Here is a 24,484-nt window from a genome sequence, read left to right on the forward strand (position 1 = left end):
AAAAAGTTGAGTAACTAATCTCTTCTTGATTGATGAAAGGTGCCTTACAATAAATGCCGTTTATTTGAACGAATCAGAGTAGGAGTTGACAAATGAATGCAATGATTGAAAACGTCAGACAAAACTTAGACTTCTCGCAGAACAAGCCTTTAAAAGTTCTTGTGTATGAAGCATTTCGCAAAACGATTATTTTAGGTCAAATCCCTGCAGGCTCTAGAATCAATGAAAAAGAGTTCTCAGATACCTTGAATATCAGTCGAACACCCATCCGTTATGCGTTAAGGCAATTAGTTGATGAACAGTTGGTCGAACATGTACCTAAAATCGGGATCGTAGTCAAAGGAATCAGTAAAAAAGATGCATATGAAATTTTTGATATACGCAAATCTCTTGATACATTGGCAACGATCAAAGCAATGGAAAAAATGGATGAGAAAGATTTTCTGGAATTAAAAGAATTACTGACATATGGAGACAAATTGAACGAAGAAGACCGTGTTGATGAATTGCTAGCCAATTTTTCAGATTTCAATACCTTCATTTATGAAAAAAGTCAGATGTTACGTTTAAAAGGAATCGTGATGGAATTACGCTCCTATCTACTTTATTTTCGTGATATTTCGATCCGTTCTTCTGAACGACGCAGTGTTGCTTTAGCCGAACATTGGTTGATCTATCGAGGGATGAAAACAAACAATATTGCACAGATAAAGATGATCACGCAGGAACATTTAGATCATTCATTGCAATTCATACTAGCGGAAATGGAGCGACAAAAAATTGGATGAACAATTACTTACAATCAGTAGCTATGCGGAAACGGCTTTATACGAAGAAGTTGCATTGTCGCCAAAACCTGGGCTCGTAGATCGCTTTTCAAACGGGGCCCACCGTGACATGGATTTCCAAACGTTTCTGGTGAGCATCCAAAGCCTGCGCCCATTCTTCAAGGAATATCTCTATTTAGGTTTGACACATCGCGGTCAGCCTTCTTCATTATTCGACTCTTTACGTGAAACTGGAAAAATGGCGGAAACAGCTATGCTGAAAGCAACAAAAGGGATCAATACACATAAAGGAGCCAACTTTTCTTTTGCTGTTTTACTAGGTGCTACCGGGCTTCATCTGCAGTCGAATACACACCTCCCTTTTACTGCTAAAGATACTCAAAAGATACTGTCACTTTCACAGGATATCACGCAAGACGTAGTCGCCAAAGATTTTCAACAATTAACAACCAAGCAACACTTGTCTTATGGGGAAGAATTGTATTTGAAGTACCAAATATCTGGTATTCGTGGGGAAGCGGCAAGCGGATATCCGGCACTGCAAAAATTGATGTGTTTTTTGCGCAAACACCAAGAACTCAAGCAAGAGGAATTACTTTTACGTGCATTACTGTATTTAATGAGTGAGGTGGAAGACAGCAATATCCTCCATCGTGGGGGGCGAGATGCTTTAAAAGAGATAAAAAAAGAAAGCTTAGATTTACAGAAATCTAGACTTTCTTATGTGCAACTAGTCAAAAAATTAAAAGAATATGATCAGCAACTGACCACCCGCTATCTCAGTCCAGGTGGTTCAGCAGATCTACTCTCATTAGGGATCTATTTTTCATTTTTAGAAAAGTTGTTTTCCCCTTCTGGTAAAAAGGTATAGCCGATCCCCCAAACCGTTTTGATATACTGCGCGTTTTTGGGGTCGGTTTCAATTTTATTTCTTAGATGATTCACAAACACCATGATCGTGTTTGCGTCAAATTCACCATCTTCCCAGACGCTGCTATAGATCTGTTCTTTCGAAAAAACCTGGTCCGGATTCAGCATAAAGAAACGCATCAATTGGATTTCCTTGGAAGAAAGCTTGATAGGCTGTCCATTTTTATAAAGTTGGTAGCGATTTTGATCAAAACGAAAATCGCCAACAATGATTTCTTTTTTTTCAGCTGTCGAATGATGATTCCGAATCACTTTGTTACGATCCAACGCCGCAACAACTTGAGCACGTAAAAGATCCAATGAAAAAGGCTTTGTCAAATATTGATCTGCGCCAACTTCAAGGCCATTGATGATTTCTTGCTCACTTGTTTTACCGCTTAAAAAGAAAATAGGCGTAAATGGATTCGCTTCTCGGATCATTTGAGCAAGATGATACCCATCATTTTCATGCTCCAAACAGATATCCAACAAAAATAGATCAAACTCAACTCGAGTGATGATGTCTAGCGCTTTTTCTACTGAATCACTTTGATACACTAGAATCCCTGTTGACTGAAGTGCTTTCCAAATCAAACGGCGTACACTTGGTTCATCGTCTATGATTAATATTTTTTCATTTCGCAAAAGAAACTCTCCTCGCTTTATTATATAATAATGGAAACGGTAAAAAGGAAGATCATGATGAAAAAGCTAACTTACAAGAAACTTTATAGTCTCATCCTAGTCGTTACATTACTGACGATTCTCGGCATGATTTTTACCTGCTCTAGCTATTACCAATTGCAAAAGCATGCGGTTGATCTAGCAGAAAATCAGCTCTCGACCCTCAATCATTCCGCAATCAACGTAGTGAAAACAAAGTTTCGTTCTTATCAGCAAACATTGAACCTGCTCCAACCACAAATGACAAACGAACAGTTCATTGAGGAACCAAAGAATCTTTCCAATTTAAAAAATGAAGAAGCGCTCGTTGGTCTTTTCCTTTTTTCGCAGGATGGAACCTTAATAAATAGCCAACCTTTGCACACCTCACAACCGACTGCAGGATTAGCTAAACTTGTTGCCAAAGATCCCGACTTTTCTCAAGCTTTATCGGGTAGTATCAAGCAGAATGGTGCCGTTTATTTCAATGATAACCACTCCTACATAAATATCTATCAAACCGTGCCTTTAAACAATAATCAGCATGCCTTACTCGTATTGCTCGCTGATCTGCAGACCCTCTACCATTCTGAATTATTGGATACAGATGATCAAGCTGGTTATACGATGGTCAAAAATCAAGAAATGAAAGTCGTCATGCATCCTTCAAGTGAGCAAGTAGGTCTTTCTATTGTAAATGGGCGAGAAGAAAAATACCCCACACTTGATTTATCTGATCTAAAAAAATTAGAAAAAAAGCAATTGACACAATCTAGAGGGGATGCTGTCTATTACTCTTATTGGTGGCCTAAACCAAAAATTAAAAGAGTATTGAAAATCACGTCATTCGAATGGACTACTATTGGAAATAGCCGTCTCATTTTTGCCAGCAATGAAGACTACTACGAAAGAAACGGCTTGTTGCTGCAAGATGGATTGATCATTATCAGTTTACTCATGATCTTATTGGTTGTCATCGTGTTATTAGGTCTATCAATTAAATATTATCATAAGCGCAACCAAACTTATGCTGAAAATTTACAATTAAAGAAACATCAACAGCTGCTCCAAGAGAAGCATGCCCTTGAAAAACAAATTCTTCAAGAATCGAAACTCGAAACAATTGGGTTGCTGACCACTACGATCGTCCATGACATGAATAACTTTTTAACGCCCATCATTGGTAATTTGCAGTTGCTGATGGAAGAACATCATGAAGACGAACTATTAGTGGATGACCTTAATGAAGTTTACCAATCTGCGATCAAAGGACAGAACCTTTCAAAGAATGTTCTACGTTTTTCAAAAGTGGAAACAGCACCTAAAAGTAATTATGCACTTTCACAAGTAATACAAGAAGCCATCGATCATCTTTCTTTACTCGTGCCAAAAAGCTTTACTTTAACTACGGATTTGCCAGATATAGGAAAAACTGTCTTTGAAAAAGAAGATCTGCAAATCATCATCTACAACTTGATCACGAATGCTTACCAAGCCAAACAAGATGCACATGTTTCAATTACACTCTTTGCTGATGATTCATCTGCATATTTTGATCAATCGCTACTTCCTAAGACGAAGAAAAAGACAAATGTACCTAGTCAATTCGCAATTATCGAAATTTCTGATAACGGACCTGGTATTCCTTTAGAAATCAGAGAAAAAATTTTTACTCCCTTCTTTACAACAAAAAAAGAAGTCGGCGGAACCGGCCTAGGGTTATTCATCGTTTCATCCATCATCAAAAAAAATGGATGGTCAATCCAACTCGTCAGCCAGTCACAAGGCACTACCTTTTATTTAGGTATTCCGTTAAACTAAGTTTCAAAAAATAGACCTTGTTAAAAATTTTCAAGAAAATTCGCTACTTGTAATTTTATTCCCTACTGAATGAGAGAAGCAATACGAATTTTCTTGAAGCTTTTTTATATCTTATCACGAAAACGCTAACAAAATGAAAACAAGAATAATTATCATCAACAGTTCTATTAGTTATTTTTCATTTAACCCTCAATAAAATAAACTATAAAATAATAAAATTTATGCTTTATTTTTTCTATAAATACACTTATACTTTGATTGTGGTAGTTTATTAATAACGCATTTTAAAAATGTAGCTTTTATTATTACTAACAACATCACTCACAAAGATTTTTTATAATATGATCAACTGTTTTTATAGCATAATCACCATATAGGAGTGTGGAAGATGAAAAAAACAATTATTCTCGTTAGTAGTATTTTAATAATAGTCGCTATATTTTTTATTGTTGATTTCTTGACCTCTCCTATAAAAGATATCTCTTCAAAAGCACAGATGCAGCCAACACAAACATCAAAGATGGACTACGTCCCTACTGAAAATGAACTAGTCAAAAATGAAGGCCCTCAGCTTCGTCTATTAGGCAGTTATGAAGTTGTTGAGATCAATTTTGATGATCACCCTTATATCACTTTGCGCAATGAAGAACACGAGGATATCAGCTTTACGATCACTATTTTAGACAAAGATAAAAAGACATTCATTATCCCAGCTATCCAATTCGCACCACAGAATCTACATGTATCAGATACCTTTGGTTTAGCAAAAAAAGATACTCGCTATTTTGCTTACAAAGAATAGCATCCCCCTCCTGAGTGCAACACTATTGAGAAATCCTCCAATTAATATACCCCCTAACGGTATTTTTGTGCAATACATAGAGGACATAAGGCAAAAGTAAGGGCTCTTTTGCCCTCCCACTTCAACCACAAATAAACGGCGGGAGAAAAAGACATTTCCTTCAAAAAATCAGTATTCACCAAAAATTTTTAAAGCAATTTTCATATAGCCTTCTTCTTTCTCAAAATGAAACACTTCTTTTGTTTACTTCCCATCTTTGAAGTTTCCGGACTGATCTGTTCTACCCACTCATTGATGTATCTCCACAATTTACTCCATTTACTTCTAGCTCCTACAAACGTCTTTACGATTTTCTTTGATTCGTTATTTTAAATTTATAAAATAACATCCATTTTCATTGCTGCAAGTTATTTTTTTATTTGCTTTTTCTTAGCTCATACAATCTATTAATATTTATACATTATCTATGTATAAATCGATTTCGCCCCTATAGCTATGCCTTTAACCTTCTTCCCTCTTTATGTGGAAAACAATTTTCCAATCCAAATGTTTTCCACATGAGCGTCCAAAAGTTAGGTTTTTCGGAAATATCAAAAAAAGCCTGGGACAAAAGTAAGAAACACTTCTGTCCCAGCCTATTTTCTCTTCAATTTCTCAAACCTAAACGACTTTTGTCTCGACCTCTTTTCAGAAATGATCATTTGTTTTTTCTTTGGTCTTTGGTTTTCAGTGAAACAAAAAACGTGAGCAGCAAAGATAAAATGATGACTACTGAGCCGCATTTCTGTTGATCCAGATAAATGAGGATCGTTACCATGCTAGTAATCAACCCAATCGTTAATTTTTTCCTGTCTATCATAAGCATCCCTCTTCGGATACTATTCTCTTCTATAGTTTCGATCATTTTTTTATCTTTTGTTTATATTTATCTTAATTTTTCTTATTGTTATTTAGTCTACGTAATGGGATTCGATTTTTTTACTTGGCATCAACCAGCCGAATAACATGATTCCATTAGTGATCAAGACAGCGAGGGGCGTCACTAGATAGCCTAGAACGATTCCGATGATATTCAATGAGATGGTCAAATAGGATTTTTTATAGTTACCTAATAGTTCCTTGATCGCTTTCTTATGGGCTGTATCAGAATTGACCAATTCCCTTGCGAGGAAATAATAAGCGATATTGGCACCTAAAGATACGCCTCCATATGTGATTGCAGGGACTAAACTAAATGTGTATTCGCTGATCCAAGAAGTCGCAAATGGAAAAAGTGACAAAGCAAAGAGAAAAAAGCTATTTGCCCATAATACCTTCCCATTTACTTTATGGACGACTTGGAACATGTGATGATGATTGTTCCAATAGATAACTAAAGTAAAAAAACTGATAATGTAGATCAAAAAACGAGAGCCTAAAGCTGACAAAGCTTGCCAAGTATCTGAACTTGGTTCATGTAACTCTAAAACGAGAATTGTCATGATAATCGCAATCACGGCATCGGTAAAAGCTTCTAAACGATTTTTCGACATAAGTTCCGCCTCCTTATTTGCCTTATTTTAGTAGAAAAGAACGAAAAAAAGCAACTGTTTTATACATCTAAATACCAAATAAAAAATCAGACTAACGATGGATGTGGCTGTTCATTCATTCTGTTATACTTTTTTCAATAAGAAGTTACCATATTTGTTCATCGAGCACCGGGTCAATTCAATTGCTGCAGTAAAGGACATCAACGTAACCGCTAGTCGATGCAAATAAGAAAAGAGGGGTTGTTATGCAACGTAGAAATAGTTTCTTAAATATCTTCATGTTGATCATGGTATTGGTTGTTGCTGGTTTTGCCATCAGTCTTTTTGTTGGTGTATTGAGCAGCATCTTATGGTTTGCTGTCAAATTGCTGATTCCTATAGCTATCATTATTTGGCTGATTCGTGCCATTAGTGGGGCTAATCGAAACCGCAAATACTATTAATCGAATGCTCGTATGAGTTGATTACTCGGACATTTACTACAAAAAAAAAGGAACAGATTAGACAACCTTCAGAGGTTGCTTTTCTGTTCCTTTTTTTATCCAAAGCTAAGAGGTCTGCTTCTAGAAACACTTCTAAAAAAAAAGAGGGAAAAATCTAAAAATCAGGTTTGCTAAAGACTCCCGAATAAAAGGCGTCCAAAAGTCAGGTTTTTCTCTTCAATTTCTCAAATCTAAACAACTTTTATCTCGACCTCTTTATTAAATGTTCTTCAATAAGATCTTATGGATTATAGCATGATTTCACACATTTTAGTTTTTTCCATCCATTATCAAATGATATATCATTTACTCAACCCAAAGCAACATCAAGGATCATCATGATGATGAATCCTAACATCACACCAAATACAGCAAAATGCCGCTTGCTTGATAATGTTTGCTGTGCTTCGGGGATCAGTTCTTCGACAACGACATAGATCATTGCTCCAGCTGCAAATGCCAACGCGTAAGGCAACAAGATCGATACCTTTGTCACTAAGATCGCACCAACGATACCAGCAATCGGTTCAACGATACCGGATGCTTGTCCATACATAAACGCCTTCGTACGGCTCAATCCTTCTTGCCGTAAGGGAATAGAAACGGCAGCTCCTTCTGGAAAGTTTTGAATACCTATTCCTAGTGCAACAGAAATTGCTGCTAAAACAGCCGTTGTAGGGTTATCTGCGGTAGTTGCTGCTCCAAAGGCTACACCAACAGCTAGACCTTCTGGAATATTATGCAGTGTAATCGAAAACACCAATAAAATCGTCCGCTTCAAGTGGGTGGGTAAGCCCTCTGTTTCATGTTGTGGCCCAAAATGCATGTGGGGCAATGTCTTATCCGCAATATAAAGAAAAAGTCCACCTAGTCCAAAGCCGATACTTACCACTAACCAAGCAATGTCGCCATTTTCTTCTGCTTTCGTGATCGCGGGATCTAGCAACGACCAAAAACTTGCAGCGATCATCACTCCCGAAGCAAAACCAAGCATCAAGTTCAAAACGTCTTTCTTGATCTCTTTAAAGAAAAAGACTAATGCAGCTCCCAGTGCAGTCATGAAATAGGTAAAGCCAGTCCCTACCAATGCCTGTTGCCATGGTTCTAATCTTAATAGCCATTCAGCCATATATTTCTCCTTTCAATCCTTTACTTACTACTCTAGCATATAGAAAAAAGCATGACTACTATTTTACGAAAAGACGTATTAGTTGGGGTTTTTCTGACAAAGCACTATACTTTAGTTAGTAAATTTTATCACTAAGGGAGTGGAAAGTTATGTCAACAATCAATGCTGGTGTCGCTATGGTAAAAGTTCTTGAAAGTTGGGGAGTCGATCATATTTACGGAATTCCTGGTGGTTCATTCAATTCCATCATGGATGCTTTATATCATGAAAAAGAAAAAATCAAATATATCCAAGTTCGTCATGAAGAAGTCGGTGCATTAGCCGCAGCTGCCGATGCAAAACTAACGGGCAAAGTCGGCGCTGTGTTTGGTTCTGCTGGTCCTGGCGCGACCCATTTGATCAATGGACTATATGATGCCCAAATGGATCATGTCCCTCTCGTAGCGCTATTAGGACAAGTGGCTTCTGCAGCGATGAATTATAATTCTTTCCAAGAATTAAATGAAAATCCTATTTTTGCAGATGTTAGCGTCTATAACCGAACAGTGATGACGCCACAAAGTTTGCCACATGTAGTCGATGAAGCAATCAAAGCTGCTTACGAACATAAAGGTGTTGCGATCGTGACGATTCCTGTAGATTTAGGTTTTGCTGAAATCGAAGAACAAGATTTCACGACTGCAGCTACACACAAAACCGGCTATATCTTACCTGATGAAAAAGATTTGTTGGCTGCACTTCCTTACATTGAAAAAGCAAAGAAACCTGTATTGTATGTTGGGCAAGGCACGCGTAATGGCTTCGAACAGATCAAACACTTTTCAGAACACTTTTCAGTTCCTGTCGTTGCTTCCGTTCTAGCCAAGGGAATCGTTCCTGATAGTTATAAAAATTTTCTTGGGTTTGCTGGACGAGTTGCGACGAAACCTGCAAACGAAGCACTTGCTGAAGCTGATTTGATTTTATTCGTGGGAAGTGACTTTCCATTTGGTCGAGCTTTCTTCAATCCTGATGCTGCCTTTATTCAAGTAGATATCGATGCATCAAAATTTGGCCGCAGACATGCCGTTTCTCTTTCAATCCTAGGAGATGCCAACACCACTTTAGAAAGATTAGCAGAACTTGGCCAACCTCGACCTGAAGATCGTTGGTATCTAGCAAACCAAGAAAACAAAGAGAACTGGGTCAACTGGTTGAAATCATTTGAAGATCGTGAAGAGCAACCTATCCGCCCAGAAGCAGTTTATAAAGAAATCAATCGTATTGCGAAAGACGATGCAATCTTTGTCACGGATGTCGGCAATACCACGATCCACTCGATTCGTCTTTTAGATATGAACGGCAACCAAAAGCATACTACTTCTGGTTGGTTCGCAACGATGGGGAATGGTGTTCCTGGAGGAATTGCTGCTCAATTAAGCTTTCCAGAAAAGCAAGTGTTCACTCTAAGTGGCGACGGCGGATTTGCGATGGTCATGCAAGATATCATCACACAAGTCAAATATCAATTACCAATCATCAACGTCGTATTCTCAAATGATTCCTTTGGTTTTATCGAAGCAGAACAAGAAGATACAGAACAAAAGAAATTCGGTGTCTTTTTGGAAGATGCAGATTTTGGTAAGGCCAGTGAAGCATTAGGTGCAGACAGTTTCACGATTACTGATTACCATCAACTACGACCAGCCTTTGATGCAGCTCAAAAGTCAACACGTCCTGTAGTAATTGATGTCAAAATCGAAAATAAACGACCATTACCTGTAGAAGACTTGCATTTAGATCCTCGAAAATATTCCGCAGATGAAATCAATGCCTTCAAAGAAAAATATGAAGTACATGATATGCCTGTATTAAATGAGCTATATGAAAAACGTGACTAAGTTATCCTAAAAGCACACTATAAAAAAACGAATAAGCTCATAAAAAAGAGGCAGGACATAATAATGTCCTGCCTCTTTTTATATAAACTACTGTCGTATATTTATCTAAATGCGTAAACGATATGAGTAATACCAAATAGCATAAAATAGAATCCAACTAAGAAACTTAGGGTCAATGCTGATGAGATGGGATTAAATAATAGCATGATCCCCAAAATGATACCTAAGATATTTACGATGACAGTGAACCAATAATAGCCATTACTTACCCCTTTAGCCAAATCAGCAGCCAATAAAGCAAATACGGAATCCGCGATGAACCACACTGCAAATACGAATGGTAATGCCACTACACCGGCTCCAATATTGAATAAGAAAAAGATTCCTACTAAGATATCGATGATCCCTACAACTAATGGTGTCTTCCCTTTGTAGCCAGTCAATTCCTTCATGCGATTGCGAACAAATAATTCAAAAATTCCTTTTAAAAAGGCAAAAATAGCAAATACGACCACGATCGCCACAAGATTACCTACTGGATCTTGGAAAGACATCAGAGAAACAATCACAAATAATATCCCTAAGATCAAAGAACCCCAATCTACCGTTTTTCTTTCATTCATTTTTCAAACCTACTTTCATTTTGATCTACTATCCATACTACCTTTCTCTTTAAATAACGTCAAAACATATGCTGAAAGACGATTGATCGCTCTGTTGATATTGTATTGCGAACTTTTTGATACATTCGAGTGTAAACAATTTACATATGAAAAGACTATTTATTTCTTATCCACTTTTTCTATCCAAGATCATTGTGTTTTTTTTAGAAAATACAGGAATCCATGCAGATATCCACCTTCTATCCATCAGCTGTTTCTTACTTTTTCGTTACGTTGTTCCACGTGAAACACAAAGAATAGCTGATTACCTTGAAACTTTTACTTTTCCCCTATATAATTCTAGAAGACTTGTCAAAAACAATTAAAAGATAAAGTGAGGAAAAAAATTGATTACTGTAAATGATGTAAGTTTGCACTTTTCAGACCGCAAACTATTTGATGATGTTAATATTAAATTTACTCCCGGAAATTGCTATGGCTTAATAGGTGCAAATGGTGCAGGTAAATCAACGTTCCTTAAAGTATTATCCGGAGAGCTACAACCTTCTACAGGTACTGTCTCCTTGGGCCCAGATGAACGTATGGCCGTCTTGAAACAAAATCACTTCGACTATGAAGAATATACAGTCTTAGAAACAGTTATTATGGGACACAAACGATTGTACGAAGTAATGAAAGAAAAAGATGCCATCTACATGAAAGAAGACTTTACAGATGAAGACGGTATCCGAGCAGCTGAATTAGAAGGCGAATTTGCTGAGCTAAATGGTTGGGAAGCTGAACCAGAAGCAGCAGTATTATTACAAGGATTGAATATCCCTGAAGAATTACATCACCAACAAATGAGTGAACTTACGGGTGGTCAAAAAATCAAAGTCCTTTTAGCCCAAACACTATTTGGTAAACCAGATGTATTGCTATTAGATGAACCAACAAACGGATTGGATATCCAATCAATCAATTGGTTAGAAGAATTCTTGATCGAATTTGAAAATACAGTTATCGTCGTTTCCCATGACCGCCATTTCTTGAATAAAGTATGTACACATATGGCGGATCTAGACTTTGGAAAAATCAAATTATATGTAGGTAACTATGATTTTTGGTTAGAATCTAGTCAACTAGCTACAAAATTGCAAGCAAATGCAAATGCAAAAAAAGAAGAACAAATCAAAGAATTACAAGATTTTATTGCTCGTTTCAGCGCGAATGCTTCAAAATCAAAACAAGCGACTTCTCGTAAAAAAATGTTAGAAAAAATCACGTTAGATGACATCCAGCCATCTTCTCGTCGCTATCCATTCGTTGGTTTCAAACCAGAACGTGAGATCGGCAACGACCTTTTACAAGTCGAAAACGTGAGTGTTACTATTGATGGTAAGAAAATCTTAAATGATATATCATTTAATTTAAGCAAAGAAGACAAGGTAGCTTTCGTTGCTGAAAATGATATTACAACTACGACGCTATTCAAAGTAATCATGGGTGAGATCACACCAGATACAGGTACAGTGCGCTGGGGTGTCACAACAAGCAATGCTTATTTACCAAAGGATACGACGAAAGAATTTGATACGGATCTAACGATTTTAGACTGGTTAAGACAATATGCAGGTAAAGAAGAAGACGACAATACTTTCTTACGCAGCTTCTTAGGTAGAATGCTATTTTCTGGTGAAGACGTCTTGAAGCCTGTAAATGTCCTATCTGGGGGCGAAAAAGTCCGTTGTATGCTTTCTAAAATGATGCTTTCTAAAGCAAATGTCTTAGTTTTAGACGATCCAACGAACCATTTGGACCTAGAGTCGATCACTGCATTGAATGATGGGCTAATGGCCTTCACAGGTTCTATTCTCTTCGCTTCACACGATCATCAGTTTATCCAAACTCTTGCAAACCGCATCATTGCTGTTTCTGATAAAGGGGTCATCGATCGCGCAGACACAACGTATGATGAGTTTTTAGAAAACAAAGATATCCAAAAACAATTAAATGAGTTATGGAAGTAAACGGATCAATTGTTTCGTGACTGATTGATCGTTGAATCCTACTGGTGCTGTTCGTTAGACATGTCTAACGAATAGCATCTTTTTATATTGTCTGGGCACATACAAGACCCATAATTCTGAAATTCCTCAACAAAGAAGCATGGGACAAAAGTAAGAAACACTTTTGTCTCATGCTTTAAAAACGAAACGACTTTTGTCTCGACCTCTTCTAAACACAACGTCGGAACAGAAACAACTCCTTGAGATAAGCCGAGATTCGCAGGATTTGCAAAACAATTTCCATGATTCTCTGGTTCTTTCTCAGAATGAAATACTTCTGTTGCGACCTATTTTTTCTATTGGATTAGTGATCGTACACTTCTATCGTTTGATCCCCATTGAAAAAATGGCGATACAGCCATAGCCAGTATGACTAGCGATCGTAGGACCCAACGGATAAAGTTTCACTTCTTTCATCTTGATGTTCTCTTCTAGCAGGCGTTTCGCTTTTTCGGCACTTTCTAAGTCCCCTGCATAGGCAATATAGACGATTTGTTCTAAAGGAGCGACGATCGTTTTAATCGTTTCTTCTACGACTTTTTGGATCGATTTATTTCTGCCACGCACTTTATCGACATTCGTCAGACGCCCTTCTTCATCTACTGTAATAATTGGTTTGACACTCAGAATACTTCCTAGTGTAGCGCTAGCCTTTGAAATACGTCCGCCACGTTCAAGATGTTTCAAATCATCGACGGTTACCCAAGAGTGTACTTTTAAATAATTATTTTTTAACCACTCTAACGTTTCTTCTAATGTTTTTCCTTCATCTTTCAATCGCACAGCTTCTAATACCAACACGCCTTCACCCACACTAGCAGCTTTCGTGTCGAATACATGTATTTGAGGATCAGGATACTCTTCTTTTAGTAATTCGACAGCTTGCAATGCACTACTATAAGAGCCACTCAATGCACTTGAAAAAGCAACGTATAAAACTGGGATTTTTCTTTCAGCATACGTACGGAAGAATTCAAGGTATTGTCCCACATTGATCTGTGAGGTGGTTGGCGTTGCTCCGTTTCTCAATTGTTCCATATATTTGTCATAGTTAAATGTTTTCCCCAGATCATCTACTAATTCTTGTTCATCTAACTGGATCTTCATTGACAAAAAGTCTACATTCGCCGCTGCGAGTACTTGATAAGGAAGATCACAACATGAGTCTGTTACTATTTGATACACCTACTTCAACTCCTTCACCATTCATTTTACCCTTAACCCCTATTATAGCAAATCTCTTGCGTTCAAAATATCTTTAGCTATCTAAAAAGAAAATAATTAATATTCACCCACTCTTTTTGGCCATCTACCGGTGTTCACAGTGAAGAAAACGGCAAAAAAAAGGCGAACACCACAAAAGGACAACAGGTTCTTTCCTGCTTTCATGGTGTTCGACTCTCTAGCACATTCGTTCACTCTTTAAGGCACAAGAATGTCCTGTCTCAACGAATGTTACTAAAATGACTTAGATTTGCGCCCAGACGCTTTCTAAGATGTTTGTTTGTGTTCGGTCAGGTCCAACTGAGAATGTTGAAATACGGACTCCTACAAGCTCTGAGATACGTCTAACATAGTTACGGGCATTTTCTGGTAGTTCAGCAAGTGTTTTACATGCTGTAATATCTTCAGACCAACCAGGAAGTTCTTCGTATACTGGTTTGCAACGTTTCAATTCTTTCAGGCTTGCTGGATAATGGTAGATCATTTCTCCATCTAATTCATACGCTGTACAGATTTTTACTGTTTCTAGTCCGCTTAATACATCGATTGAATTCAATGATAGGTTAGTGATTCCTGATACACGTTTTGAATGGCGCATCACGACTGTATCAAACCAGCCGACACGGCGAGGTCGACCTGTTGTCGTACCATATTCACGACCGACTTCACGGATTTGTTGACCTGTTTCGTCAAATAGTTCTGTTGGGAATGGACCATCTCCTACACGAGAAGTATAAGCTTTACATACACCAACGACTTTATTGATCTTTGAAGGGCCAACGCCACTACCGATCGTTACACCACCAGCTACTGGATTAGAAGAAGTCACAAATGGATACGTTCCTTGATCGATATCCAACATCACACCTTGGGCACCTTCAAACAAGACACGTTTTCCTGCATCTAGAGCATCATTTAAGATGACTGATGTATCAGTGACATATTGTTTGATTTGTTGGCCATATTCATAGTATTCTTCGAAAATATCCTCAAATACCAATGGTTCAGAATCGAACATCTTCACAAATTGACGATTTTTATCTTCTAAGTTCAAACGCAAACGTTCTTCAAAAATCTCTTTATCTAATAAATCTGCAATACGGATGCCGACGCGAGCAGCTTTATCCATATATGCTGGTCCGATCCCTTTGATCGTTGTACCAATCTTGTTTTCACCTTTTGAATCTTCTTGTAATTGATCCAATTTGATATGGTAAGGCAAAATGACATGCGCACGATCTGAAATACGTAAATTATCTGTTTCTACACCTTTTTCGTGCAAATACGCTAATTCCGTCACTAATGATTTAGGATTCACCACTACGCCATTTCCGATCACACTGATTTTATCTTTATAAAAAATCCCAGAAGGAATCAAATGCAGTTTATAAGTAACACCATTGAATTTGATTGTGTGTCCTGCATTGTCGCCACCTTGGTACCGTGCGATCACCTCAGCATTTTCACTAAGAAAGTCAGTAATCTTTCCTTTCCCTTCGTCGCCCCATTGTGTACCTACTACTACTACAGATGACATCTGAACACCTCGTTTTATATTATTTAATCCTGAATTATTGTATCAATAACTCGCTATTTATTCAACTAAAATCGAATGATACTTTTATTTATTTTATAAAAACGCTTAAAAAGCGAACAATAAACGTGCTTGGAAAATTATTCCCTCAAAAGAGTATAGGGAATAACAAAGGCTTGACTTAGAAGATGAACAAAGAATGTAGGACAAATTTAAAAATCGGTTTTGCTACAGACTCTCGAATAAACGGCGGGAGCAGAAGCAACTCCTTCGGAAATAAACGGTGTCCACAAGTCCGGCTTTTCGGAAATTTCAAAAAAAAAAAGAACAATACAAAAAACGTATTGTTCTTTTTTCTCTCCAATTTCTCAAACCTAAACGACTTTTGTCTCGACCTCATTTTGTCTGATTTATTTCGCTATTTTGCAGCAACTACTGACATCGCAGACTGCTTCATCATAGATCATTCTCTTCATAAATGATGCTCATTGGCTGGAGATAGGATCAAGATGAACATTATCTGCTATAACTGCTTATTCTCAGAGTAAAATACTTCCGTCTCTTCTAGTATTCTTCTCTTGGTGATAACGACGAAAACTTGTTGTATTCTTTGATGAACAGTAATTCAACAGTTCCTCGGGCACCACTACGGTTTTTTTCGATGATGACTTCGATCACGTTGTCATTTTGCGGTTCAGCGCCGTCATTGTCTTCGCCGCCTTCTCTTTCATAATAATCATCACGATACAAGAACGCAACGATATCTGCATCTTGTTCGATAGAACCTGATTCCCGGATATCACTTAAAACAGGACGTTTATCTTGCCGCTGTTCAACACCACGAGAAAGCTGTGATAATGCGATAACAGGCACTTTCAATTCTTTCGCCAGTTTCTTTAACTGACGGGAAATATCAGAAACTTCTTGTTGGCGATTTTCTCTGCCATTCCCTTCAATCAATTGGAGATAGTCGATCAAGATCAAGCCGAGATTGCCTTTTTCTTGTGCGAGTTTGCGGCACTTTGCGCGTATTTCAGAGATTTTGATCCCAGGGGTATCGTCAATAAAGATATTTGCCCGTGACAAGCTCCCCATCGCAACGATCAGATTGGACCATTCTTCTTCAGAAAGCTGACCTGTACGCAAATGGCTCGCTTCAATCGATCCTTCCGCACAAAGCATACGATTAACCAGGGATTCTGCCCCCATTTCCAAACTGAAGATAGCTACGGAACGATCCGTTTTGGTACCGACATTTTGTGCGATATTCAATGCAAAAGCCGTCTTCCCGACAGCTGGTCGAGCTGCTAAGATGATCAATTCTTCTGGTTGGAAACCTGCTGTCATCTTATCTAATCCTTGATAGCCAGTAGGAAGTCCTGTGATTTCTTCGTTGTTTTGTGCTAACTGGTCAATATTTTCGATCGTTGAATTCAAGACTTCTGCGATCGATAAAAATCCGCTCCGGTTTCTTTTTTCGGATACTTCAAGGATGCTACGTTCTGCATCATCTAATATCGATTGGACTTCTTCTCCTTGTTCAAATCCACGAGTAACAATTCCTGTCGCTGTTTGGATCAAATTACGCAACAACGATTTTTCTTCTACGATCTTTGCATAATAAACGATGTTCGCCGCTGTAGGAACAGCTAATGCTAAATCGGAAAGATAGCTCAAGCCCCCAGCATCTTCTAATAGGTTTCCTTGTTCCAAACGATCTTTGACAGTGACCACATCGATTGCTTCACTGCGATCATTCAATTCGATCATTGTTTCAAAAATGATTTGATGTCCCCGACGATAAAAGTCTTTCGGTTCTATGTACTCCATGGCATCAATGATCGTTTCAGCATCTAAAAAAACTGACCCTAAAACCGCTTGTTCGGCTTCAATATTTTGCGGTGGAATTCGATCCTGCCACACTTCATTCATACATATCGCTCCTTGTCTTCAATTGCTTCATTTTACAAGAAAATAGTCAAAAAGTCATCCTAAAAAGTGGAAAAGTCATTGTGTCTGAACGCAGAAAATCATTCCATTGTATTTGTACGTTGGCTCTATCGTTCAAAAACATTGCCTTTTTCCCTATCCAAATATAAAAGTTTAGTACAGAAGTCTTTCACTCCGGGAAATAACTAGAGATTTATGGAAATGTTTTTTCAAATTTTTGTGATTTCAGATTATTTTTGAAGATACTACTTCTTGTTTATCCATGTTTAGAGAATGTGGGACAAATCTAACAATCAGTTTTGCTACAGACTCTAATTCTGAATAAACGGCGTCCAAAAGCCAGGTTTTTCGGAAATTTCAAAAAAAACGAGCATGGGACAAAAGTAAGAAACACTTTTGTCCCATTCTTTAAAAACGAATAAACGGTGGGAGCAGAAGCAACTCCTTCTTAAATAAGCCGAAATTCACAAAAATTTGAAAAGCAATTTTCGTGAATTTCTTCTTATTTCTCGGAGTTAAACACTTCTGTCCCAACCTCGTTTTTTTCTCCAATTTCTCAAACCTAAACGACTTTTGTTTCGAACTCTCTCATAATTGATCTTACTAACTTATTCTTGTACGACGTGTACTTTGATCGTTGCTGTCACTTTATGATGCAATTTGACTGGTACATTCGTGTAACCTAATGTACGGATTGGATTTTCTAGTTCGATCTTACGTTTATCTAGTTTCACTTTGTACTGTTTGTTCAATCCTTCTGCGATTTGTTTAGAAGGAATTGAGCCGAATAAGCGGCTGTCTTCTCCGGCTTTTGCTTTTAATTCAACAACCGTATCTTCTTTTTCTAAAAACTCTTTCAGTTTTTTTGCTTCTTCTAAAATTTCTGCTTCATATTTTTCTTGTGCTTTTTTCTGACCAGCTAATTGGCTGATGCTGCTTTTTGTTGCTTCTTTTGCTAGATTGTTTTTTAATAGGTAATTTTGAGCATATCCTGTCGGAACTTCTTTTACATCACCTTTTTTTCCTTTACCTTTTACATCTTGTAAGAAAATGACTTTCATAGCAATTACTCCTTATCATATAGTTGATTCATGTTCTCGTTGATTACAGCTAATAAACGCTGTTTGGTTTCTTCAACTGTGACATTTTCCAATTGCGTAGCAGCATTCGTGAAATGTCCACCGCCACCTAGCGACTCCATGATCAATTGTACGTTGATCGTGCCCGTACTGCGTGCACTGATACCGACTAATCCATCCGTTCGTTTCGTAATGACGAATGCACCATTGATATTGATCATTGATAAGAGTGTGTCCGCTGTTTTTGCGGCTATGACACTATTATACTCTTTTTCATCTGTCCCTGTCGCTACCACAATATCTGATGTCACATACTCACTTTGGGCAATCAAATCACTAATCTCCAAGTAAGTTTCTAAATCTGAACTCAATAAATATTGTACTAGGGAAGCGTCAGCTCCACAAGCCTTTAAATAGCTTGCTACATCAAAAGTTCGAGCGGTCGTCCGAACATTGAAACTATTCGTATCGACCGTCATCCCAGCAAGCAACAATGTAGCCTCAAACCGATCTAAACGATTGGCTCGACTGCTTTGATACTGAATTAGCTCTGTGACTAATTCTGAAGCTGAAGAAGCTGAGGATTCAATGTACGTCAATAATGGTTTACTTGGGAATTCTTCCCCACGTCGATGATGATCGATGATCACGATCTTATCAAACTGCTCATAAAGGCTCTGAGAGATCGATAGTGAAGGTTTATGGTAGTCGACCATCACAAGTAAGTCCTCGTCTTTTTTCAGCTCCATCGCTCGTTTAGGCGAGATCAATTGTGCTTCCAAATCTGGATGTTTATGGATTTCTTCCAAACAACGTTCAACGTCTGGAATAATTTCTGTTTCATCTATGACCACATACGCTTTTTTCTGATTAAAGCGTGCTAAACAACTTACGCCAAATGCTGAGCCAATCGCATCCATATCTGGAAACTTATGACCCATGATAAATACATCGCCTGTTTCATCAAAAATTCTTCGTAAAGCCGTACTCATTGCTCTGGATCTCACCCGTGTCCGCTTCACTGTTTTTGCTGATCTTCCACCGTAATAGACCGGTTTCGCTCCTTCACGCATCTCTTTGACGACAACTTGGTCGCCCCCTCTAACTAGCGCTACATCCAGATTGTTTTGTGCTTCTGCACCAATTTCATCGAGTGGATCTTGACCATAGGCAATCCCCATACTAAGAGTGATCGGCAGATTTTGTTTCTCCGCTTCTTCACGTAAGCGATCCAGCAAATCAAATTTCTTATCCATCATTTTCTTTAGCACATTCAATTGAGTGAAAAAGAAAAAACGTTCTGAATTGATTCGTTTGAAGAAAACATGGTACTCATTCATCCAATCTGAAACCAACGTTGTCACAAAAGAATTCAGGTAAGAAATTTCTTTGTCATCCAGTTTATCGATCGCATCGGCGTAGTTGTCGATCGATAGTATGCCAATTACCGGCTGGCTGTTGGTTTGGTGCAGTTTCAGTAATTGTGTTTGCGTGACATCACTAAAATAGACTACGCCCTTAACAGTATCTAGATCGAATTGAAATGTTTTATCCGCTAAGTACAGCTGATTCTTTTTCTTTTCTTTTGCAGCAAAAAACGCATCCAGTAGTTCATCTTCTGATAACGCACTTTGATCCTTGATCCCTAATGCAAAAGGATTCATCCAATCGATTTTTTGAGTCATCGGCTGGTAAGAAATGATCCCGACTGGCATGATCTCTGAAACATAAGCTAAGTGTGTTTCGGCAACCGTTGAAGCTTGTTGGATCTTTTCACGATTTCGCAGTGTCAGCCAGCGTTTCACCTTCAGCCAGTAGCGAAGCCACAAGATATTCAAAACTAAAACAACCAAAGCGCTAACAAACCGAAATGGCATAAATAAGATAACCAGTACTTCGATTAATATAAATAAAATAATGAAGAGAGGTCTAGGGGTTAAGTTTGTATTTTCTTTTTCCATCGTCTTCCTCCCATACTTGATTAGTTTAATTTTACCATAACTTTCGTCATTCAAGCGATTAAACAAATGGGTAAGGATTTTTTTCTAATTTTAGTATGTTTAAACGATCTTATTTTTATGTCCCTTGTCCTTTTAAGGAAAAAGTTTACAGAAAATCGATCCTTTGTAGTTGAATCGAGGCTCTTTACCAAAATTTCAGGGGTAAAAAAAGACAACAGTCTTAGCGACTGTCGTCTGATTTTTATTCTTAGTCTTCGCTTACGAAAGGTAGTAAGCCCATGATACGTGCGCGTTTGATAGCAATCGTAATTTTACGTTGGTTCTTAGCGCCAGTACCTGTTACACGACGTGGCAAAATTTTACCGCGTTCTGAGATAAATCTTTTTAGTAATTCAATATCTTTATAATCGATATATTCAATATGGTTAGCAGCGATATAGTCTACTTTACGACGTTTACGTCCGCCTCTTCTTTGTTGTGCCATTCTATTTCCCTCCTATCAAATTCGTTTAGAATGGTAAATCATCGTCTGAAATGTCGATCGTTGAACTTGAGCCAAATGGATCAGAATTGTCACGATCAAAATCAGGCATACCGTTGGATGATTGAGATGTTTGATTATAGTTATTACTTCCGCCAAAATTATTTGCCGATTGACCAGAACTTTGAGAACCGCCGCTTTGTTGACGATTTTCAGATGCAGAACGACTTTCCAATAATTGGAAATTTTCAGCAACTACTTCTGTTACATATACACGTTGTCCTTGTTGATTATCATAAGAACGAGTTTGGATACGTCCGGTAACACCTAAAAGGGTACCTTTGCGAGCATAGTTTGCTAATGTTTCTGCTGATTTACGCCAAATCACACAGTTGATAAAGTCAGCCTCACGATTGCCGTTTTGGCTAGTAAAATTACGATTGACAGCTAAAGTGAACGTTGCAACTGCAGTGCCACTTGATGTATATCGTAAATCTGGATCTTTCGTTAGACGTCCAACTAGTACAACATTATTAATCAAAATTGTCATCTCCTCTCATCGTTTTCCATTGTTCCACATGAAACAATGATTAAGCTTCTTCTTTAACAATCATGTGACGAATAATATCGTCGTTGATTTTAGCAAGACGGTCAAATTCATTGACAGCAGCTGCTGATGATGGAGAAGTTACTTTAACGATGTGATAGATACCTTCACGGTAACCGTTCATTTCATACGCTAAACGGCGTTTTTCCCAATCTTTAGATTCGATAACTTCAGCTCCGTTATCTTTTAAGATTGTATCGAAACGTTCGATTAAAGCAGTTTTTGCTTCTTCATCAATGTTTGGACGAATAATATACATGATTTCATATTTCGTATTTTCCATTGATATTCACCTCCCTATGGACTTTCGGCTCTTAGGTTCCCAAGAGCAAGGAGAGTTTTCTAATAAATTAGACTACTCACAATCCTTGATTATACACGAAATAAACAGTTAAAGCAAGAGGACAAAAAGAAAAAGCAGACAAGATTTCTCTTGGCTGCTTTTTCATCTCAGTGATCATTCTTCCGACTGATCGTTCGTTGTTTCCGTTGAGGCATCTACTTCTTCACTTGTAGGCTCTTCTGGACTTTCAGGTTCGACTGTCGCCATCGTTACTACTTTCGTATCAGCTTCCATCTTGATCAAGCGTACCCCTAAAGTTGCACGTCCTGTTTGAGAAACAGTTGCCACGTTGAAACGAATGATGACCCCTTTATCAGTGATCAACATGATGTCTTCATCTCCAACAACAGTCGCTAGACCAGCTAGTGGACCATTTTTTTCTGTGATATTGGCGGTTTTGATTCCTTTACCACCACGGCCTTTTACTGGATACTCAGAAACTTTTGTTCGTTTGCCGTATCCTTTTTCTGTGATGATCAGTACTTCGTGATCTTCATTCATCAAAGCTGCACCGACTACATAATCTTCTTCACGTAAACGAATCCCTCTCACACCTGAAGCTGTACGTCCCATATCGCGAACGGCTTCTTCAGAGAATGTTACAGAATACCCATTATGTGTACCAATGATGATATTGGATCGACCATCCGTTAGCAGAACATTGACTAATTCATCATCTTCTTTCAAACCGATCGCAATCAAGCCATTGCTTCTGATATTAGCGAATGCCGTCACAGTGGTTCGTTTTACCGTTCCTTGGCGCGTTGTAAAGAATAGATAATGTCCTTCTTCTGCTTGCCCAGTTACAGCGATGATTGCTTGGATCTTTTCGCTTGAATCGATTCCCAATAGATTGATGATTGGAATCCCTTTGGCTGTACGGCCATATTCTGGGATTTCATAGCCTTTTGCACGATATACTTTTCCGTTGTTTGTGAAGAAAAGCAACGTATCATGGGTCGAACAAGAAACCAGATTCTTGACGAAGTCGTCATTGTGGACACCCATCCCTTGGACACCGCGACCGCCACGACGTTGTGCTCTGAATTCGTTATTTGCTAATCGTTTGATATACCCATTATTTGTTAGTGTGATCACGATTTCTTCTTCTTCGATCAAGTCTTCGTCTTCCAGACTCAATACTTCGCCTACCAATAATTCCGTACGGCGTTTGTCACCAAAACGTTGGTTCAAGTCTGCCAATTCTGTTTTAATAATATCAGTTACCCGTTCTGGACGAGCAAGAATATCTGTTAAATCAGTAATCAGTTTTAACAATTCCTGGTATTCATTTTCGATTTTTTCACGTTCCAAACCGGTCAAGCGGCGTAAACGCATGTCTAAAATCGCTTGTGCTTGGCGATCTGAAAGTTTGAATCGTTCGATCATCGTTGTTTTTGCTTCATCATCTGATTTAGAGCCACGGATGATTGCAATGATTTCGTCAATATGGTCTAAAGCAATACGTAAACCTTCTAGAATGTGGGCACGTGCTTCGGCTTTTTCTTTTTCGAAAATCGTACGACGTGTAATCACTTCACGTTGATGTTCAACATAGTTTTCAAGGATTTGCTTCAAGCTTAATACTTTAGGAACACCTTTTTCGATGGCTAACATATTGAAACCAAATGAATTTTGTAAAGAAGTCAATTTATACAAATTATTTAGAATAACTGATGCACTTGCATCACGACGAACATCGATGACGATCCGCATGCCTTCACGAGAAGATTCATCACGCAAATCAGTGATTCCTTCGATCCGTTTATCTCTGTGTAATTCAGAGATACGTTCGATCAATTTGGCTTTATTGACCATATATGGTAGTTCCGTCACAAGGATACGTTCTTTACCGTTTGGCATCTCTGTGATTTCCACTTTCGCACGAACTGTAATTGATCCTTTACCTGTTTCGTAGGCACGACGAATACCTGATTTACCCATAACTAAACCGCCTGTTGGGAAATCTGGTCCAGGAAGTACTTCCATCAATTCATTCGTTGTTACATCTGGATTTTCCATCAACAGGTCAATAGCCGCCACGACCTCTGACAAGTTATGAGGTGGAATATTTGTTGCCATCCCTACAGCAATACCAGTTGTGCCGTTCACTAAAAGGTTAGGGAAACGGGCTGGTAACACAACAGGTTCTTTTTCTGTATCATCATAGTTGCTTTGGAAATCGACTGTATTTTTATTGATATCACGGAGCATCTCTGTGGCGATTTTGCTCATACGCGCTTCGGTATAACGCATCGCAGCAGCCCCATCTCCATCGACTGAACCAAAGTTTCCGTGACCGTCTACTAACATGTAGCGGTAACTAAATGGCTGTGCCATACGGACCATGGATTCATAGATCGCACTATCACCGTGAGGATGGTATTTACCCATGACATCCCCAACGATTCTGGCTGATTTTTTATGTGCTTTATCTGGCGTCACACCTAATTCATTCATTCCGTATAAGATACGGCGGTGAACAGGCTTCAAGCCGTCTCGAACATCCGGTAGTGCACGAGCTACAATAACACTCATCGCATAATCGATGAAGGAGTCTTTCATTTCGCTAGTTAGATTGACATCATGGATGTTCTCTCTGATTTCTTCACTCATCTTTATTCCTCC

At 38.3% G+C, this 24,484-nt stretch carries 21 protein-coding genes; 7 read left to right on the forward strand and 14 right to left on the reverse strand.

From position 1 onward, the window contains the following. Positions 1-92 precede the first annotated feature (92 nt). Positions 93-788, forward strand: coding sequence for a GntR family transcriptional regulator (locus tag FGQ66_RS01990; protein ID WP_016177148.1), 696 nt, complete (start codon positions 93-95; stop codon positions 786-788). Beyond that, a complete protein-coding gene (gene citG, locus FGQ66_RS01995; protein ID WP_138301527.1) occupies positions 781-1,659 on the forward strand; it encodes a triphosphoribosyl-dephospho-CoA synthase CitG in 879 nt (292 codons plus the stop codon). The genes FGQ66_RS01990 and citG overlap by 8 nt, the downstream gene beginning before the upstream one ends. On the opposite strand, the gene FGQ66_RS02000 is transcribed toward citG, so the two are convergent. Beyond that, positions 1,608-2,342, reverse strand: a complete 735-nt coding sequence (locus FGQ66_RS02000) for a response regulator transcription factor (RefSeq protein WP_016177146.1) — start codon at positions 2,340-2,342, stop codon at positions 1,608-1,610. The genes citG and FGQ66_RS02000 overlap by 52 nt on opposite strands. Before the next feature lie 57 nt (positions 2,343-2,399). Between FGQ66_RS02000 and FGQ66_RS02005 the strand changes: the two genes are divergently transcribed. Beyond that, complete coding sequence (locus FGQ66_RS02005) at positions 2,400-4,181, forward strand: sensor histidine kinase (RefSeq protein WP_138301529.1); 1,782 nt, start codon at positions 2,400-2,402, stop codon at positions 4,179-4,181. A 388-nt stretch (positions 4,182-4,569) separates the two neighbouring features. Continuing rightward, on the forward strand, positions 4,570-4,983 hold the full coding sequence (locus FGQ66_RS15060) for a hypothetical protein (protein ID WP_171024545.1): 414 nt from the start codon (positions 4,570-4,572) through the stop codon (positions 4,981-4,983). A 697-nt stretch (positions 4,984-5,680) separates the two neighbouring features. Here the strand turns inward: FGQ66_RS15060 and FGQ66_RS15065 are convergent. Then, positions 5,681-5,842 (reverse strand): hypothetical protein, encoded by a 162-nt coding sequence (locus FGQ66_RS15065; RefSeq protein ID WP_005877524.1) that lies wholly within the window; start codon positions 5,840-5,842, stop codon positions 5,681-5,683. Between the two features lie 91 nt (positions 5,843-5,933). Further along, positions 5,934-6,515 (reverse strand): TMEM175 family protein, encoded by a 582-nt coding sequence (locus tag FGQ66_RS02015; protein ID WP_005877526.1) that lies wholly within the window; start codon positions 6,513-6,515, stop codon positions 5,934-5,936. 245 nt (positions 6,516-6,760) lie between these two features. Here FGQ66_RS02015 and FGQ66_RS02020 point away from each other — a divergent pair, with 245 nt between their 5' ends. Beyond that, positions 6,761-6,958 carry a hypothetical protein gene (locus tag FGQ66_RS02020; protein WP_113845071.1) on the forward strand — a complete coding sequence of 66 codons (198 nt, stop codon included), beginning with the start codon at positions 6,761-6,763 and terminating at the stop codon, positions 6,956-6,958. Between the two features lie 349 nt (positions 6,959-7,307). On the opposite strand, the gene FGQ66_RS02025 is transcribed toward FGQ66_RS02020, so the two are convergent. Beyond that, entirely contained in the window at positions 7,308-8,126 is an 819-nt protein-coding gene (locus tag FGQ66_RS02025; RefSeq protein ID WP_081133670.1) for a ZIP family metal transporter, read from the reverse strand. A 149-nt stretch (positions 8,127-8,275) separates the two neighbouring features. Here FGQ66_RS02025 and spxB point away from each other — a divergent pair, with 149 nt between their 5' ends. Beyond that, positions 8,276-10,006, forward strand: a complete 1,731-nt coding sequence (gene spxB / locus FGQ66_RS02030; protein ID WP_005877532.1) for a pyruvate oxidase — start codon at positions 8,276-8,278, stop codon at positions 10,004-10,006. A gap of 101 nt (positions 10,007-10,107) precedes the next feature. On the opposite strand, the gene FGQ66_RS02035 is transcribed toward spxB, so the two are convergent. After that, entirely contained in the window at positions 10,108-10,629 is a 522-nt protein-coding gene (locus FGQ66_RS02035; RefSeq protein WP_081133668.1) for an HdeD family acid-resistance protein, read from the reverse strand. Positions 10,630-11,015: 386 nt separating this feature from the next. On the opposite strand from FGQ66_RS02035, the gene FGQ66_RS02040 reads away from it, so the two are divergent. Beyond that, the gene (locus FGQ66_RS02040; RefSeq protein WP_113845069.1) at positions 11,016-12,638 is read left to right on the forward strand and encodes an ABC-F family ATP-binding cassette domain-containing protein; all 1,623 of its coding nucleotides are present in this window, start codon (positions 11,016-11,018) and stop codon (positions 12,636-12,638) included. Between the two features lie 360 nt (positions 12,639-12,998). Here FGQ66_RS02040 and FGQ66_RS02045 read toward each other — a convergent pair whose 3' ends face one another. The 9 genes from FGQ66_RS02045 to gyrA all read right to left on the reverse strand — a co-directional run bounded on the left by FGQ66_RS02045 (position 12,999) and on the right by gyrA (position 24,472). After that, positions 12,999-13,862 carry a DegV family protein gene (locus tag FGQ66_RS02045; protein WP_005877537.1) on the reverse strand — a complete coding sequence of 288 codons (864 nt, stop codon included), beginning with the start codon at positions 13,860-13,862 and terminating at the stop codon, positions 12,999-13,001. Between the two features lie 283 nt (positions 13,863-14,145). Further along, positions 14,146-15,438 carry an adenylosuccinate synthase gene (locus tag FGQ66_RS02050; RefSeq protein WP_113845067.1) on the reverse strand — a complete coding sequence of 431 codons (1,293 nt, stop codon included), beginning with the start codon at positions 15,436-15,438 and terminating at the stop codon, positions 14,146-14,148. Positions 15,439-15,999: 561 nt separating this feature from the next. After that, positions 16,000-17,367, reverse strand: a complete 1,368-nt coding sequence (dnaB, locus tag FGQ66_RS02060) for a replicative DNA helicase (RefSeq protein ID WP_005875816.1) — start codon at positions 17,365-17,367, stop codon at positions 16,000-16,002. 626 nt (positions 17,368-17,993) lie between these two features. Further along, complete coding sequence (rplI, locus tag FGQ66_RS02065) at positions 17,994-18,446, reverse strand: 50S ribosomal protein L9 (protein WP_138301533.1); 453 nt, start codon at positions 18,444-18,446, stop codon at positions 17,994-17,996. A gap of 5 nt (positions 18,447-18,451) precedes the next feature. After that, on the reverse strand, positions 18,452-20,425 hold the full coding sequence (locus FGQ66_RS02070) for a DHH family phosphoesterase (RefSeq protein WP_016177140.1): 1,974 nt from the start codon (positions 20,423-20,425) through the stop codon (positions 18,452-18,454). Positions 20,426-20,672: 247 nt separating this feature from the next. Further along, the gene (rpsR, locus tag FGQ66_RS02075; RefSeq protein WP_005875810.1) at positions 20,673-20,909 is read right to left on the reverse strand and encodes a 30S ribosomal protein S18; all 237 of its coding nucleotides are present in this window, start codon (positions 20,907-20,909) and stop codon (positions 20,673-20,675) included. Positions 20,910-20,934: 25 nt separating this feature from the next. Further along, positions 20,935-21,447, reverse strand: coding sequence for a single-stranded DNA-binding protein (gene ssb, locus FGQ66_RS02080; RefSeq protein ID WP_005875808.1), 513 nt, complete (start codon positions 21,445-21,447; stop codon positions 20,935-20,937). A 49-nt stretch (positions 21,448-21,496) separates the two neighbouring features. Further along, positions 21,497-21,796 carry a 30S ribosomal protein S6 gene (gene rpsF, locus FGQ66_RS02085; RefSeq protein ID WP_005875806.1) on the reverse strand — a complete coding sequence of 100 codons (300 nt, stop codon included), beginning with the start codon at positions 21,794-21,796 and terminating at the stop codon, positions 21,497-21,499. 174 nt (positions 21,797-21,970) lie between these two features. Continuing rightward, positions 21,971-24,472, reverse strand: a complete 2,502-nt coding sequence (gene gyrA, locus FGQ66_RS02090) for a DNA gyrase subunit A (protein WP_138301534.1) — start codon at positions 24,470-24,472, stop codon at positions 21,971-21,973. Between the last annotated feature and the right edge of the window lie 12 nt (positions 24,473-24,484).

This window comes from Enterococcus sp. BSD2780061688st2 D3, assembly GCF_005844145.1.
Taxonomy (GTDB): Bacteria; Bacillota; Bacilli; order Lactobacillales; family Enterococcaceae; genus Enterococcus_B; species Enterococcus_B durans.

Excerpts from the sequence above, each read along its gene's own strand:
- FGQ66_RS02050 (WP_113845067.1), bottom strand. The coding sequence starts at position 15,438 with ATGTCATCTGTAGTAGTAGTAGGTACACAATGGGGCGACGAAGGGAAA.
- rpsR (WP_005875810.1), bottom strand. The coding sequence starts at position 20,909 with ATGGCACAACAAAGAAGAGGCGGACGTAAACGTCGTAAAGTAGACTAT.
- spxB (WP_005877532.1), top strand. The coding sequence starts at position 8,276 with ATGTCAACAATCAATGCTGGTGTCGCTATGGTAAAAGTTCTTGAAAGT.
- FGQ66_RS02020 (WP_113845071.1), top strand. The coding sequence starts at position 6,761 with ATGCAACGTAGAAATAGTTTCTTAAATATCTTCATGTTGATCATGGTA.
- FGQ66_RS15065 (WP_005877524.1), bottom strand. The coding sequence starts at position 5,842 with ATGATAGACAGGAAAAAATTAACGATTGGGTTGATTACTAGCATGGTA.
- FGQ66_RS02015 (WP_005877526.1), bottom strand. The coding sequence starts at position 6,515 with ATGTCGAAAAATCGTTTAGAAGCTTTTACCGATGCCGTGATTGCGATT.
- FGQ66_RS02005 (WP_138301529.1), top strand. The coding sequence starts at position 2,400 with ATGAAAAAGCTAACTTACAAGAAACTTTATAGTCTCATCCTAGTCGTT.
- rplI (WP_138301533.1), bottom strand. The coding sequence starts at position 18,446 with ATGAAAGTCATTTTCTTACAAGATGTAAAAGGTAAAGGAAAAAAAGGT.
- FGQ66_RS15060 (WP_171024545.1), top strand. The coding sequence starts at position 4,570 with ATGAAAAAAACAATTATTCTCGTTAGTAGTATTTTAATAATAGTCGCT.
- FGQ66_RS02025 (WP_081133670.1), bottom strand. The coding sequence starts at position 8,126 with ATGGCTGAATGGCTATTAAGATTAGAACCATGGCAACAGGCATTGGTA.
- rpsF (WP_005875806.1), bottom strand. The coding sequence starts at position 21,796 with ATGGAAAATACGAAATATGAAATCATGTATATTATTCGTCCAAACATT.
- FGQ66_RS02035 (WP_081133668.1), bottom strand. The coding sequence starts at position 10,629 with ATGAATGAAAGAAAAACGGTAGATTGGGGTTCTTTGATCTTAGGGATA.
- FGQ66_RS01990 (WP_016177148.1), top strand. The coding sequence starts at position 93 with ATGAATGCAATGATTGAAAACGTCAGACAAAACTTAGACTTCTCGCAG.
- dnaB (WP_005875816.1), bottom strand. The coding sequence starts at position 17,367 with ATGAATGAAGTGTGGCAGGATCGAATTCCACCGCAAAATATTGAAGCC.
- FGQ66_RS02070 (WP_016177140.1), bottom strand. The coding sequence starts at position 20,425 with ATGGAAAAAGAAAATACAAACTTAACCCCTAGACCTCTCTTCATTATT.
- gyrA (WP_138301534.1), bottom strand. The coding sequence starts at position 24,472 with ATGAGTGAAGAAATCAGAGAGAACATCCATGATGTCAATCTAACTAGC.